Annotated in this window: 10 protein-coding genes; 3 read left to right on the top strand and 7 right to left on the bottom strand. The window is 69.9% G+C overall.

From position 1 onward, the window contains the following. Positions 1–2,115: an ATP-dependent DNA helicase UvrD2 gene (locus G6N35_RS26530; protein ID WP_163807958.1), complete on the bottom strand. Its 2,115-nt coding sequence runs from the start codon at positions 2,113–2,115 to the stop codon at positions 1–3. 83 nt (positions 2,116–2,198) lie between these two features. Here G6N35_RS26530 and G6N35_RS26525 point away from each other — a divergent pair, with 83 nt between their 5' ends. Continuing rightward, on the top strand, positions 2,199–2,447 hold the full coding sequence (locus G6N35_RS26525) for a mycoredoxin (RefSeq protein WP_163807317.1): 249 nt from the start codon (positions 2,199–2,201) through the stop codon (positions 2,445–2,447). A 4-nt stretch (positions 2,448–2,451) separates the two neighbouring features. On the opposite strand, the gene nudC is transcribed toward G6N35_RS26525, so the two are convergent. Together nudC and G6N35_RS26515 are read right to left on the bottom strand one after the other, a co-directional pair. Next, positions 2,452–3,366, bottom strand: coding sequence for an NAD(+) diphosphatase (gene nudC / locus G6N35_RS26520; protein WP_163807316.1), 915 nt, complete (start codon positions 3,364–3,366; stop codon positions 2,452–2,454). Between the two features lie 4 nt (positions 3,367–3,370). Then, positions 3,371–4,444 carry a potassium channel family protein gene (locus G6N35_RS26515; protein WP_163807315.1) on the bottom strand — a complete coding sequence of 358 codons (1,074 nt, stop codon included), beginning with the start codon at positions 4,442–4,444 and terminating at the stop codon, positions 3,371–3,373. 51 nt (positions 4,445–4,495) lie between these two features. Between G6N35_RS26515 and G6N35_RS26510 the strand changes: the two genes are divergently transcribed. After that, on the top strand, positions 4,496–4,900 hold the full coding sequence (locus G6N35_RS26510) for a DoxX family protein (protein ID WP_163807314.1): 405 nt from the start codon (positions 4,496–4,498) through the stop codon (positions 4,898–4,900). Here the strand turns inward: G6N35_RS26510 and G6N35_RS26505 are convergent. Continuing rightward, a complete protein-coding gene (locus tag G6N35_RS26505; RefSeq protein WP_163807313.1) occupies positions 4,897–6,126 on the bottom strand; it encodes an alpha/beta hydrolase family protein in 1,230 nt (409 codons plus the stop codon). The genes G6N35_RS26510 and G6N35_RS26505 overlap by 4 nt on opposite strands. Before the next feature lie 89 nt (positions 6,127–6,215). On the opposite strand from G6N35_RS26505, the gene G6N35_RS26500 reads away from it, so the two are divergent. Further along, the gene (locus tag G6N35_RS26500) at positions 6,216–6,782 is read left to right on the top strand and encodes a TetR/AcrR family transcriptional regulator (protein WP_197748445.1); all 567 of its coding nucleotides are present in this window, start codon (positions 6,216–6,218) and stop codon (positions 6,780–6,782) included. Between the two features lie 2 nt (positions 6,783–6,784). Here the strand turns inward: G6N35_RS26500 and G6N35_RS26495 are convergent, their stop codons facing one another. The 3 genes from G6N35_RS26495 to G6N35_RS26485 form a co-directional block, all read right to left on the bottom strand. Next, positions 6,785–7,150 (bottom strand): hypothetical protein, encoded by a 366-nt coding sequence (locus G6N35_RS26495; RefSeq protein WP_163807312.1) that lies wholly within the window; start codon positions 7,148–7,150, stop codon positions 6,785–6,787. Between the two features lie 82 nt (positions 7,151–7,232). Then, on the bottom strand, positions 7,233–10,556 hold the full coding sequence (locus tag G6N35_RS26490) for an ATP-dependent helicase (protein WP_407664647.1): 3,324 nt from the start codon (positions 10,554–10,556) through the stop codon (positions 7,233–7,235). Then, positions 10,490–13,645, bottom strand: coding sequence for an ATP-dependent DNA helicase (locus tag G6N35_RS26485; RefSeq protein WP_163807310.1), 3,156 nt, complete (start codon positions 13,643–13,645; stop codon positions 10,490–10,492). Before G6N35_RS26485 ends, G6N35_RS26490 begins: the two co-directional genes overlap by 67 nt. Between the last annotated feature and the right edge of the window lie 6 nt (positions 13,646–13,651).

Genomic DNA, 13,651 nt, shown 5'->3' with positions numbered 1-13,651 from the left:
CTACCGGCGGGCGCGCACGAGCTCGAGCACATCAGACCCGAACTGCTCGAGCTTGCGCGCGCCGATGCCGGGAATCGCCACCAACGCCGCGTCGTCGGTGGGCATCGCCTCCGCGATGGCGATCAGCGTGTTGTCGGTGAACACCACGTAGGCAGGCACCTTCAGGTCCTTGGCGGTGCGGAGGCGCCAATCCTTGAGCTGGCTCAGCAGTTCGTCGTCGATGTCCACCGAGCAGGTTTCGCAGCGGCGCAACATGATTGCCGGCGGGCTGCTCAGCACGGCGTTGCACACCCGGCACCGCGGCGTGGCACCGCGCTGCCGGCGCGGCTTGTTGGGGGTGGGCTCGGCCTGGGTCTGCGGGGCGATGCCGTTGAGGAACCGTGACGGACGGCGCCCCTGCCGCCCGCCCGGCGACCGGGCCAGCGCCCAACTAAGCTCCAAATGCACACGCGCCCTGGTGACTCCGACGTAGAGCAGCCGGCGTTCTTCCTCGACGGCCTCACTGTCGGGGCCGTGGGCCAGGGCGTGACTGATCGGCAGGGTGCCGTCGGCCAGGCCCACGAGGTACACCGCGTCCCACTCCAGGCCCTTGGCGGCGTGCAGCGAGGCCAGCGTGACGCCCTGCACCGTGGGTGGATGACGGGCATCGGCCCGCAGCCGCAACTCCGACATCAGCGCGGGCAGGTCCAGGTGCGGGCGGGTGGCGACCTCCTCGTCGACCAGTTCGGCCAACGCCGCCAACGCTTCCCAGCGCTCCCGGGCCTTGGTGCCGGATGGGGGTTCGGCCGTCAGGCCCAGTGGTTCGAGTACGGCGCGGACGACGTCGGTCAGCTCCACACCCTCGATCACGCCCCGGTCCGCAGCTTTGGACAACGCCACCAGCGCCTGGCGGATCTCTTGCCGGCTGAAAAAGCCCTCACCACCGCGCACCTGGAACGGGATGCCCGCCGCCGTCAGCGCCTCCTCGTACACCTCGGACTGGGCGTTGATGCGATAGAGCACCGCGATTTCGGCTGCGGCAGTACCGGATTCGATGAGCCGCTTGATGGAGCGGGCCACCGCGGTAGCCTCGGCAACCTCGTCGGGGTGTTCGTGGAACGTCGGTGACGGTCCGGGGTCGCGCTGACCGACCAGGTGCAGCTTGCTGCCGGCCATCCGGCCACGGGCGGCGGCGATGACCCGGTTGGCCAGTGACACCACCTGCGGGGTGGAGCGGTAGTCGCGTTCCAGGCGCACCACGGTGGCCTCCGGGAAGCGGCGGGAGAAATCCAGCAGATAGCGCGGCGAGGCCCCGGTGAACGAATAGATGGTCTGGTTGGCGTCGCCGACCACCGTCAGGTCGTCGCGGGTGCCCAGCCACGCCGACAGCACTCGCTGCTGCAACGGCGTGACGTCCTGATATTCGTCGACGACGAAGCAGCGGTAGCGGTCGCGGAACTCCTCGGCGACCGCGGGATCGTTCTCGATCGCACCCGCGGTGTGCAGGAGCAGGTCGTCGAAGTCCAGCAGGGCGATGCCGTCACGGTTGGCCTTCAACTTCTCGTAGGCGGCGTAGACGGTGGCCACCTTCTGGGCGTCCAGCGGGATGTCGCGCCCGTTCTTGGCCACCTCGGCCGGGTAGCCCTCGGGACTGATGAGAGAAGCCTTGGCCCATTCGATCTCACCGGCGAGGTCGCGGACGTCGTCGGTGCTGACCTGAAGTCGGGCGCGGTTGGCGGCCTGGGCGACCACCGCGAACTTGGAATCCAGCAATTGCCAGCCGGTGTCCCCGACCACGCGCGGCCAGAAGTACTGCAGCTGACGACGCGCCGCGGCGTGGAAGGTCAGCGCCTGCACCGCGCCCACCGAGGCGCCGGAACCGCCTCCGGCATCCATCGCGCGCAGCCGGGCGCGCATCTCACCGGCCGCCCGGGAGGTGAACGTCACCGCCAACACCTGCCCGGCCGCGACGTGGCCGTTGGCCACCAAGTGGCCGATCCGATGAGTGATGGTGCGGGTCTTGCCGGTGCCGGCGCCCGCCAGCACACACAGCGGCCCGCGAGCGGCCAGCACGGCTTCGCGCTGCTCGTCATCCAGGCCGGCCAGAAGGTCTGTGGTCACCGGCATGGCGTCCATCTTGTCAGGGGGCGGCGACATTTCTCTCTGAGCGCCGCGCCGGTTGCGGGCATGATCGGCGCCTCGGCTAGGTTGATGCACTTATGAGTGCCAGCGATTCCCAGCTCACGATGTACACCACGGTGTGGTGCGGGTACTGCCGCCGCCTGAAGACGGCGCTGAAATCGGCAGGGATCTCCTACACCGAGGTCGACATCGAGGAAGATCCCGCCGCCGCCCAGTTCGTGATGTCGGTCAACAACGGCAACCAGACCGTGCCGACGGTGAAGTTCGCCGACGGCTCAGCTCTGACCAACCCGAGCCTCAAGCAGGTCCAGGCCAAGCTGTCCTAGCGCGTCAGGCGTACGCCCAGGACTCGATGATCTCGCGGGCGATCGAGATCGACCCGGGCAGCAGCAGCTTGGACTGCGAATCACTGCTCCAGTCACCCTGATCCAGTGCCTCGCGCACCTCGGCGCGGGTGAACCAGGCCGCCTCGGCGATCTCGCCGTCGTGGAAGGCGAACTCCTGCTCGGGATCACCGATCGCGTGAAAACCCACCATCAGCGAGCGCGGGAACGGCCACGGCTGGCTTCCCAGATACTGCGGATCGCGCACGCTCAAGCCGATCTCCTCGGCGACCTCGCGCACCACACAGGTCTCGAAGGATTCACCGGCCTCCACGAACCCGGCGATCAGCGAGAACAACCGCGGCGGCCACATCGTCTGGCGGGCCAGCACCGCGCGGTCGTGACCGTCGTGCACCAGCACGATGATGGCCGGGTCGATGCGCGGGAACTCCTCGTGCCCGGTAAGCATGTTCACCCGCGACCAGCCGCCCTTGGCCAGCTTGGTCGGGGTGCCGTCCACCGCGCTGAACCGGGCCTGGTCGTGCCAGTTCAGCAGCGCGGTGGCCGAGGCCACCAACTGCGCGCTGACATCGTCGAACACCTGCCCGGCGCGGCGCAGGTCGAGCACCTCGACCGGCACGTCGTCGGGGGCGTGCAGCACCGACCGCACCGCCCACACGTGGCGGCCGTCGGCGATCCGGCCCAGGAACACCGCGTCGGCCGGTGGGGTGTCACCGACCTCGCTGGCGGCGCCGAGCACCACGCTGCCGTCGGCGATCAGCACCTGATTGCGGTTGTCGACCCGCAGCAGCAGGGCGTCAGCCCAGCCGGCGATCGCCGCGTCGATGTCGGTGCGCAGCGCATCGGCACGGTCGGCACCGACGCGCGACAGCAGCGGGACATTGCGCAGAGTGAACGTCACGGTGTCACTCTCCGGCGCTGCGGACGTAGAGCAGCCGGTCGGTGCTTTCCAGGGCGTCGGCGTTGGGGTCGTCGACCCGCAGCAGCTTTCCCTCCCGGACCACACCCAGCACGATGTCGGGCAGGTGCCGCGGTGACCCGCCGACCTCCTTGGGTTCGACCTCCCGCTCGGCGATCGCGAATCCGGCATCCGGGGTCAGCAAGTCCTCGATGACCTCCACCACGCTGGGCGCGCTGGTGGCGATCCCGAGCAGCCGGCCTGCGGTCTCCGAGGACACCACCACCGAATCCGCGCCGGACTGGCGCAGCAGGTGCTGGTTCTCGGCTTCCCGTACCGAGGCGATGATCTTGGCCTTGGGCGCGAGTTCACGGGCGGTCAGGGTGACCAGCACCGCGGTCGGGTCACTGTTGGTGGCCACGATGATGGAGTGGGCATGCTGGGCCCCGGCCAACCGCAGTACATCGGATTTGTTGGCGTCACCACGCACGGTCACCAGGCCGGCCGCACTCGCCCGGTCCAGTGACGCCTGGTCGGTGTCGACGACGACGATGTCGGCCGGCGCGGCGCCGTCACCGACCATCGCGGCCACTGCCGTTCTGCCCTTCGTGCCGTAGCCGATGACGACGGTGTGGTTACGCACGCTGTTCCTCCAACGCTGGATCTTGAGAGCCTGCCGCGACGCCGTGGTCAGCGTTTCCACGGTGGTACCGACCAACACGATCAGGAACGCCACCCGAAGTGGCGTGATGACCAGGACGTTGACCAGACGGGCCGTCTCGGTATAGGGCGTGATGTCGCCGTAGCCGGTGGTCGACAGTGACACCGTGGCGTAATAGAAGCAGTCCAGGAACGTCAGCGGGCCCTCGCGGACATCGCGGTAACCGTCGCGGTCGAGGTAGACGATGAGGACGGCGGCGAACAGGGCGCCCATCGCATAGAGCAGTCGGCGGGCGATACGGCGTCCGGGGCTGACGAACTTCTCCGGGATACGCAGATAATCGACCAGCGCGCTATCCGGTTTGGCGGCCAGATTCTCGTCGATCGCCTCGAGCCTGCGCCGCAATCTACCTTTGGCCACGCGACCCCATCATCTTGCGCCCGGCTGCTACCACATGAGCATTATGTACCCATGCCGACGACGACACCGGACCCCGCACGCACCACAAGCCAGCTGCCCGCCTACCGCGCGGCGGCGATGCTGATCGCGATCGGCCTCGGCCACTTCGCCGCACCCAAGCCGTTCGACGGCATCGTGCCCGCCGAGCTGCCCGGGGATCCGCGCTTCTACACCTATGCCTCCGGGGTTGCCGAGGTGGGAATCGGCGCGATGTTGGCGATCCCGCGAACCCGTCGGGCCGGTGCGCTGGCCGCGATCGCGCTGTACCTGGCGGTGTTCCCGGCCAACATCAACATGGTGCGGCTGTGGTGGGACAAGCCGTGGCCGATGAAGATCGCCGCGCTGGCCCGGTTGCCGCTGCAGATTCCGATGATCACTCAGGCGATCGCGATCCGGCGCAACGCTCCGAAGTACTAGCGGGCGGGCGCGGCCAGCGTCTCGTCGAGCCAGTCGAAGATGCGGGCGTTGGCCAAGCGTGCCGCACCGACCTGGCAGTGCGCACCGGCGCCCTCGGCGTCGGTGAACTTCACCAGCGCCTTCGGGCAGGTGAGGTGATCGAACAGCAGCTGCGGCTGTCCTTCGAAGAAGATGTCACTAGCGGCCTCGCACACCAGAGTCGGGCAGGTGATCTGCTCGGCGATGCCGCCGGCGAGCGTGTAGTCGAGGAACGCCGCGAACAGCGCCCGGGGACTCTCGACGCCCAGGGCGTACTGGCCATGCGTTGCCGCCCAACGGATATTGGGATTGGCCGCCATCAGTTGCTCGATCACCGCGTCGGCCTCCGGGGCGGCCTCGGCCCGCAACATGGCCTCGGTCTCGGTCCGGTCACCGGGGATCCACCCGAGCGCGGTGAGGCCCATGTCGTAGACACCGTCAAATGCGATGCACGCGGCAAGGCGATGCTCATATGCGGCCGCGCGCGGCGCCAGCACTCCACCCATGGAGGCGCCGAACAAGACGACCCGCTCGGAGTCGACATCGGGACGGTTCAAAACCCAGTCGAGCACCGGTGTGACGACGTGGTCCCAATCCGGCCGGAAGACCAGGCCGTCGAAGTGCAGTGCCGCGGGCTGACCCGGGCCGTCGAAGGTGACGACGTTGTAGCCGCGCTCTTGCGCGGCCGCCGCACCCATCCAGTGCATCTCTTCGCAGGTGCCGTCGAAGCCGCTGTGCATGATGATCGTCGGGATCGGCCCACTGTCGGTGCGACCGACCGCGGGATAGAAGTAGCCGCGCAACACGGTGTTGTCGTAGGGAATCTCGATGGGTTCGACGGGCGGATCGAGCAGGGCGGCGCCCGCGATGAACGTCTCGCGAGCCCGGATGTATGCGTGGGCGATGCGCGGATCGCTCGGGTTGGCGTGTAGGTAGAAGTCCGCCGAACGGTAATAGTTGCTTGCGCGCATCAGACCGTCTCGCGCACTCACGAAATGCCCTGCCGCTAGCGCCTTTTCAGCCTCAGCGGTCACCCAGTCCGCGGTGGCCAGCCACTGGTCGTACCAGCTGTCGTAGTCGCCTGCGGTGATGGCTTGCGCCGTGGTGAGCACCTCACCGATGTCGGCGCCACCGTACGCGGTTGCTCCGAGCACCCGCAGGGTCTCGAACCAGAACGAGGTGTCATCGGCGAACATGACGGGCTCCATGAGGTCTCCTTAAATCAATTCCAGTTGCTTTAAGCGACGATACGGTGATGGCGCTACAAAAGCAAGAGTTAATGCTTTAAGGTTGTCGCGTGGCTGAGAACGTGGAGGTGCGCCGTCGCCCCGGCGGGCGAAGCGCCCGAGTAGTGGCGGCAGTTCACGAAGCGGTAGATGAACTGCTGGTCGAGTCAGGTCCCGGCGGTTTCACCGTCGCCGATGTAGCGCGACGTGCCGGTATCAATCCGACGAGCATCTACCGGCGCTGGGGCAGCCTGGAGGCGGTCATCCTCGACGTCGAGGCGGCCAGGCTCGCAGAGACCGCACCTATGCCCGACACCGGATCATTGCGGGGCGATCTGCTGGCCTACGCCCGAACGGCCGCCGCCGAGATCGGCAGGCCGGGCCGATTGGCGTTCCTGCAGGCGTTGATTGGCGCCGCGGACATGACGGCTGAGCAACGGCAGTCGTTTCTGATCCACCGGGCGATGCAATTTCAGGCGATGCTCGATCGCAGCCGTGACCGCGGTGAACCCCCGATGGAGTACACGGTCATCGTCGACTGCATCCTCGCACCGATCTACTTGCGCCACCTGCTCGGCCTGGGCGTCAGCGACTCCGACCTCGAGTTGTTCGTCGAACGGGCATTCACCGCGAAATAGCGCTAGGGGCAGGGCGAGGGAAAGAACAAGCCCCAGCACCACCCCGCCGGAATCGGCGGTGGCGGAAGGAAGCCCTGTCCCGGAGGCGGTCCGGGCGGGTTCGGCCCATCCCAGATGTTCTGGGCGACATTGCCCTGGCCGTGGTAGACGATGAAATACGAGTGGCAGACATTGTTGTCCCAGATCACGGGGTTCGTCCGCTTGTTTCCGGTCTCCACCGGCGGGTCGCCGGGGCACCACGAATAGGGTCCGCTCGGGTCGACGCTTGCCTGGGCGGTTCCCGCGGTAAGTCCCATGCCGATGACCGCAACGCCGGCAGACGTCAGCGCCGCTGCGATGATCCGCTTGCGCCCATGGGTGGTCTTCATGCTGTGCTCTTTCCCGAATGCGCCGCACCCTGCGGCATCGATGCGGTAAGTGCACAAGACCGCCGAAGCTACCGATCCCAAATTACTGTGCGTTCTCGGTGACCTTGACCGGTTCTCTCGGTGCGGCAGCGCCTTCCAAGAGCGCCACCAATTCCTCTGGGCCGGCGAGGTTTTCCGGCCTCACGGTGACGCCGTGACGCACATAGTGGAATGCTGCTCGGACGTCTGACTCCGGGCAGTTCTTGATCGCCGCCCATGCCAGCCGGTAGACCGCGAGCTGGACGGCGGCGTGCTTCCTGGCCTCGTCGTCGGCCGGTGGCTCGCCGGTCTTCCAGTCGACGACGGTCATCCCGCCGTCGGGATCGGCGAACACGGCGTCGATCCGTCCGCGCACCACGGTCTCGCCGATGGCCATCTCGAACGGCACCTCGACGTCGAGCGGGGTACGCAGCGCCCATGGTGACGCGGTGAACGTCTGCTGCAGGGCGGCCAGTTCGACGGTCTGGGTGGGTGTGTCGTCCACCGCACCGGGCAGGTCGTCGAGGTCGAACAGCCGCTCGGCACCGTAGAACCGCTGCACCCATTCGTGGAAGGCGGTGCCCAGCATCGCATGTGGATCCGGCCGCGACGGCAGCCGGCGGGTCAGCCGCCGGGCCGCGCCCACCGGATCGCGGTCGAGTTCGACCAGCGCGCTGACCGACAACTGCCCGGGCAGATCGGGGGCCGGCGGTGCGGCATTGCGAGCGCGTTCGGCCAGCAGTGCGTCGACATCGGCGGCCCAGCCTTCGGGGTCGTTGTCGTCGCCCGCGGGGAGCGCACCCGATAGTGCGGCGCTCACCAGGGCCGCGCCGCGCTCGACAGCGCCGCGGCTGTGACCGAGCGGATCGGCGGGCCATACCGCCTCACGGGTGATGCGCTGCAACGGGTTCGGCTCGCCGTCGGCGGGTGCCGGCGCCCAGTGCTCGACCTCCCCGCACGGTCGGCCGGCTGCCGCGGCGGCGTCGATGATCTCCTTGATCTCGACCAGGAAGTCCGAGGGACCACGCGGCTTGGATTCGGTGGCGCCCCAGTGGTGGCCGGACAGCAACAGGGTGTCCTCGGCGCGGGTGATCGCCACGTACAGCAGCCGGCGCTCCTCGTCGATGCGACGCTGCCCCAACTGATCTCGGTGCGCGATGATGCTGTCCGACAAGCCTTTACGATCGCTGACTGACGAGCTGTCCAGCACCGGCACCCCGTGCAGCCCCTCGTGGGCACGATCCCCGCGCAGCAGCGGCGGCAGGTCGGACGGGTCGGACAGCCAGGTGCGTTTCGACGCGGTCGACGGGAACACCCGCGCAGCCAGGTGCGGGACGGCGACCACCTGCCATTCCAGTCCCTTGGCGGCGTGCACCGTGAGGATCTGGACCCGGTCGGAGGCGACGCTGACCTCCGCCGGCGCCAGCCCGTTCTCGATGGTCATCGCGGCGTCGAGATAGGCCAGCAGCGCCTCGGCACCGACGCCGGGCCGCTGGGTGTAGTCGGCGACGACAGCGGCGAACCGGTCCAGGTGTTCGGCACCGGTCCAGCCCGCGGCGACCGGCCTGGCCGCACGCGCCTCGACCTCGACGCCCAGGGTGCGACGCACCTCGGCGACCAGGTCGGTGACCGGGTGACTCAACAGTGTTCGCAGCCGGGCCAATTCGTCGGCAAGTTCGGTGATCCGCCGATACCCGTCCTCGGAGTAGGCGCCCGCGGGGCCCGGGTCGGCCAGCGCGTCGGCCAGGCTTGCGGCATCGGCGTCGGGGGCCGCACCGGCGATGATCTGCTCCAGGCTGCCGGCCGCGCCGCGTTGCCCGTCGAGGGTGAGCGCACGACGCCACAGCGCGGCGATGTCGTGGGCGCCCAGGCGCCAGCGCGGCCCGGTCAGCACCTGCATCGCGGCCGCGCCGGCGGCCGGGTCCACGACCAGACGCAGCATCGCCACCATGTCGGAGACCTCCGGGATGGACAGCAATCCGGCCAGTCCGACCACCTCGACCGGGACACCGCGGGCGGTCAGCGCCTCGGCCATCGGTCCGGCATCGGCGTTGCGCCGCACCAGAACCGCGGCCGTCGGTGGTGGGTTGCCCTGCTTGTCTGCCTGCGCGTACCGCTGCGCGATGCGGTCGGCCACCCATTCGCGTTCGGTGGCGACATCGGTGAGCAGAGCGCAGGTGACCGTGCCCGGATCGGCACCCGGACGGGCCTGCAGTGGCCGCACCGCCACCGACCGGCGGCGAGCCTCCGCGGAGACCTCGTTGGCGACGTGCAGGGTGGTCGGCGGGTTGCGCCAGCTGGTGCGCAGCTCCAGCGTAGGTGCCGGGCTGCCGTCGGACAGCGGGAAGTCGGTGGTGAAGCGTGGCAGATTGGTGGCCGAGGCACCGCGCCAGCCGTAGATGGACTGGATCGGATCACCGACCGCCGTCAGTGCCAGAGCGTCGTCGGCTCCCCCACCGAACAACGCGGACAACGCAATCCGCTGGGCATGGCCGGTGTCCTGGTATTCGTCGAGCAGCACCACCCGGTAGCGCTCGCGCAGCTGGGCGCCGACCTGCGGGCAGCCGGCCGCCAGCCGGGCCGCCGCCGACATCTGGGAGCCGAAGTCCATCACCTTCTCGGCGCGCATGCGGCGGTGCACGGCGTCGATGAGCGGAACCAGGGCAGCGCGTTCGGTCTGGGTGGCCAGCATGCCGAGCAGGAACTGGCTGGGGCCGCGGTCACGCTGGTAGCGGCCGGCGGGCAGGGTGTGTACGAGGCGTTCCAGTTCGACGTGGGTGTCGCGGAGTTGCTCAGTATCGACCAGGTGCTCGGCCAGTTCACCGGCCAGCCGCAGCACCATCGTCGTGACCTTGGCCGGGTCCTTGTCGGTGTCCAGCGGTCCGGGATGGGAACACACCACGTCGTAGGCCAGCTGCCACATCTCGGTCTCGCTGAGCAGCCGGGCATCGGGTTCGACCGGCAGCAGCAGGCCGTACTCGCGCAGCAGCGTGCCGGCGAACGCGTGGTAGGTGCTGACGGTGGGTGCGCCGACGGCGGCCGGCGCCCCCAGGTGGCCGGCCAGCCGGGCCAGCCGAGAACGCACCCGGCGCAGCAGCTGACCGGCCGCCTTGCGGGTGAACGTCAGGCCCAGCACCTGGCCGGGCTCGGCGAAGCCGTTGGCCACCAACCAGACCACCCGCGCCGCCATCGTCTCGGTCTTGCCGGCACCAGCACCGGCGATCACCACCACTGGGCCCGGCGGCGCCGCGATGACCGCGGCCTGCTCGTCGGTGGGAGTCGGAACACCAAGGGCAGCAGCGAGTTCCGCCGGGCTGTAGATCATGACGGCTCCGTCCGGGGTGCAAGGTGCGCGGGACAGGACGGCCGCATCGGGCAGTGCGAGCAGCCGTCGTTGACCCGGGCGGTGAAGTGCGGTCCCGCGGTGGCGGCCGCCGCGTCGCGAACCGTCTGCCGCCATTGGGCGTGGCTGTCGTCGGTGAGCGCGGACTGATCCCGCTCGGTCGCCCCGCCGGCGCTGGGCTTGCCGATGTAGACCAGCCGGCCGCCACCGGGCTGATCGTCGTCGCCGAGTGCGCCCTCGGCGACCGCGAGTTGGTAGAAGCCCAACTGGGCGTGGCGCTGCGCATCGTCCTTGGTGACCGGGCTCTTGCCGGTCTTGACGTCGACGATCACCAGCCTGCCCTCCGGGTCGCGCTCCAGGCGGTCCACCCGGCCGCGCACCCGCACGCCGGGGCCGTCCTCACCCGGCTCGGCGACGACTCCGTCGACGTCCACCTCGGTGCCGACCTCGGTCAGTTCGTGCCGGCTGGCCGCCCGCCAGGCGACGAACGCCTCCAGCATGGCGCGGTGCCGGTCCAGTTCGTTGTCGGCATACCAGGACGAGTCGAACGGCACAGCGGACCAATGCTTTTCGAGTGCCTCGACAAGCTGGTCGACATCCTTGCCGGATTCGGCGATCAACGCGTGCACCAGGGAGCCGAGGGTGGAGCGCAGCTCGCGGCGGTCACCACCGCCGTGCCGCTCAGCCAGCCAGCGCAGCGGGCAGTCGGTGAGCGTCTGCAAGGTGGACGGGCTCAGCGTCACGGTGTGCTGCTCACCCGACCACAGCGGCTGCTCGCTGCTCACCGCCGTCATGCCGTACCACTGCGCCGGGTCGGCGCCGGGCACTCCTTCGGCGGCCAGTCTGGCCAATTGCCGTGCCGCATTGATCCTTTGCTGCTCGTCGACCGTGCCGTCCGCAGCGCACACCACGGCCCGCAGCCGGCCCACCACCGCCGCGGGCGACAGCACGGGCGGCGCGGACACCGGCGCAACCGCCGGTACCGCACCCTCTTCGGTGGACCATTGGGCGATCTCGTCGACGAACGGTGAGGGTAGCGCCGCGTCGTCCCCTTCCTCACTGTCGACCGCGGTGACAAGCAGTGCACGCCTGGCCCGGCCCATCGCGGCGATCAGCAGGCGGCGTTCCTCGGCCAGCAGCGGTGCCCGCACCGAGACGTCGTCACCCAACCCGTCGAGAACATCGAGCAACCGCTGGGTGCCCAGCACGCCGCCGCGCGGAGTGGTGTTGGGCCACAAGCCATCCTGCATGCCGGCGATGACTACCAGTTCCCAATCCCGGTCGAGCGCGGCGTGTGGGCTGAGCACCGCGACCGTCTCGGTCCGGGTAACCGAGTCGGCGGCCACCGGCGGCAGCTGCAGGGCAGCGACATGGTCGAGCAGCCCGCGCAACGAGGCACCCGTGGTACGCGAGACGTAGTCGTCGGAAAGATCGAACAAGGCCGTCACGGCGGCCAGGTTGCGATCCGCAGCTGCCCCTTCGGTGCCGCCGTGTTCGGCGGACGACAGCCAACGGCGCTGCAGGCCGCTGCGTTCCCACGCCTGCCACAGCGTGTAGCGCGGATCGCTGGTGGCGCGGTGGGCCCGGGCGGCGGCGGCCAGGACAGCGCGGACCCGGTTGACCGGGCGGGCCAGCGTGGCCGGCAGGTCCGGCACCCCGGCGGTGAGCGCCGCGACGAGAAGGCCGCCGAAGTCGCGGGCCGGGTCACCGGCACTGCGCCGCAAGGCTCGTCGCAGCTGGCGCAGCGACACCGGGTCGACCCGGCCGATGGGGCCCGTCACCAGAGCCAGCGCCTGCTCACCATCCAGACCGTTGCAGGTGGCGGCGAGCACGGTAAGCAACGCGCGGGCGGCCGGCTGCTCACCGATGGGGCCGGCGACCGACGGTGAGGTGACCGGGACACCGGCACCGGCCAGCGCGCGGGTCAACGCCGCAGCAGCCGATGCCGAACGCACGATGACCGCGAGCTGCGACCACGGCACCCCCTCGACGAGGTGCGCGCGGCGCAGCCGGTCGGCGATCAGAGCAGATTCGGCGTGCACGGAGGCGGCGACCCGCACCGTGACCGAGCCACCCTCCCCCGCCGAATCCAGTGCCCGCCATGTGCCGCTGCCCGGCAGGCCCGCGGCGATACCGCTGATAGCACGAGCCACCGCGGGCGCGCAGCGGTGGGAGCGATCCAGCTCCAGAACCGCGTTGCCGGTGGCCGTCAACAATTCCGGATCCGCCCCGCGGAAGCCGAACACCGCCTGGTTCGGGTCACCGGCGAGCAGCGTCAGCTCGGCTCCGGCGGCCAGCACCCGCACCAGCCGGGCGGCCTGCGGGTCGAGATGTTGGGCATCGTCGACGAGCAGCAGCCGGACCCGCGCGCGCTCCGCAGCGAGCAGCTCGGCGTCAGCAGCCAGTGCCTCCAGGGCGGCGCCGACGAGTTCGGCCGCCCCCAGCGCGGGAACGGTGGCCTGCGGTGCGGCCGTACCGACCGCCGCACGCAACAGCATCACCTGCTCGTACTGCTGGGCGAACCGGCCTGCGGCAGCCCATTCGGCGCGGCCCGAGAGCCGGCCGAGCCGCTGCAACTGCAAGGGGTCGACGCCTCTTTCGGCACAGCGGGCGAGCAGGTCACGCAGCTCGGTGGCGAACCCGGCGGTGCCGAGCGCGGGCCGCAGCTGCACCGGCCAGCGCGACACCGACGCATCACCATCGATGAGGTCACCGGCCAGCAGCTCGCGGATGATGCCGTCCTGCTCGGCGCCGGTGACCAGACGCGGCGGTGGGTCGCCCGCGCGGGCCGCAGCCTGGCGCAGTACCGAGAACGCGTAGCTGTGCAGCGAGCGCACCAAGGGCTCACGCACCACCGCCCGGCAGGGCTCGGCCGAGCGGGCCTTGAGCAGCCGGGCCGTCAGCGCGCTGCGGGCGGCGGCGGCCAGCCGGCCCGAACCCGTCAGCAGCAGAACCGATTCCGGGTCCGTCCCGGCCGAGATATGCCCCGCGGCGGCCGCCACCAGCAGGCCGCTCTTGCCGGTGCCGGGCCCACCGACGATCCGCACGGTGCCACGCAGCCCCGGCGCCAGCAGCGCGTCCGGATCGGTGAGGGCGGCCAGTGAACCGGGGTCCACGCGGTCGGCGGTGGTCATGCCCGG

Source organism: Mycolicibacterium anyangense, from assembly GCF_010731855.1.
Classification (GTDB): Bacteria; Actinomycetota; Actinomycetes; order Mycobacteriales; family Mycobacteriaceae; genus Mycobacterium; species Mycobacterium anyangense.
This window is presented reverse-complemented; position numbering and strand designations above follow the sequence as displayed.

Bases quoted from the DNA above. Each gene is read 5' to 3' on its own strand.
- G6N35_RS26530 (WP_163807958.1), bottom strand. From the start codon at position 2,115: ATGGACGCCATGCCGGTGACCACAGACCTTCTGGCCGGCCTGGATGAC.
- G6N35_RS26525 (WP_163807317.1), top strand. From the start codon at position 2,199: ATGAGTGCCAGCGATTCCCAGCTCACGATGTACACCACGGTGTGGTGC.
- G6N35_RS26510 (WP_163807314.1), top strand. From the start codon at position 4,496: ATGCCGACGACGACACCGGACCCCGCACGCACCACAAGCCAGCTGCCC.
- G6N35_RS26505 (WP_163807313.1), bottom strand. From the start codon at position 6,126: ATGGAGCCCGTCATGTTCGCCGATGACACCTCGTTCTGGTTCGAGACC.
- G6N35_RS26495 (WP_163807312.1), bottom strand. From the start codon at position 7,150: ATGAAGACCACCCATGGGCGCAAGCGGATCATCGCAGCGGCGCTGACG.
- G6N35_RS26485 (WP_163807310.1), bottom strand. From the start codon at position 13,645: ATGACCACCGCCGACCGCGTGGACCCCGGTTCACTGGCCGCCCTCACC.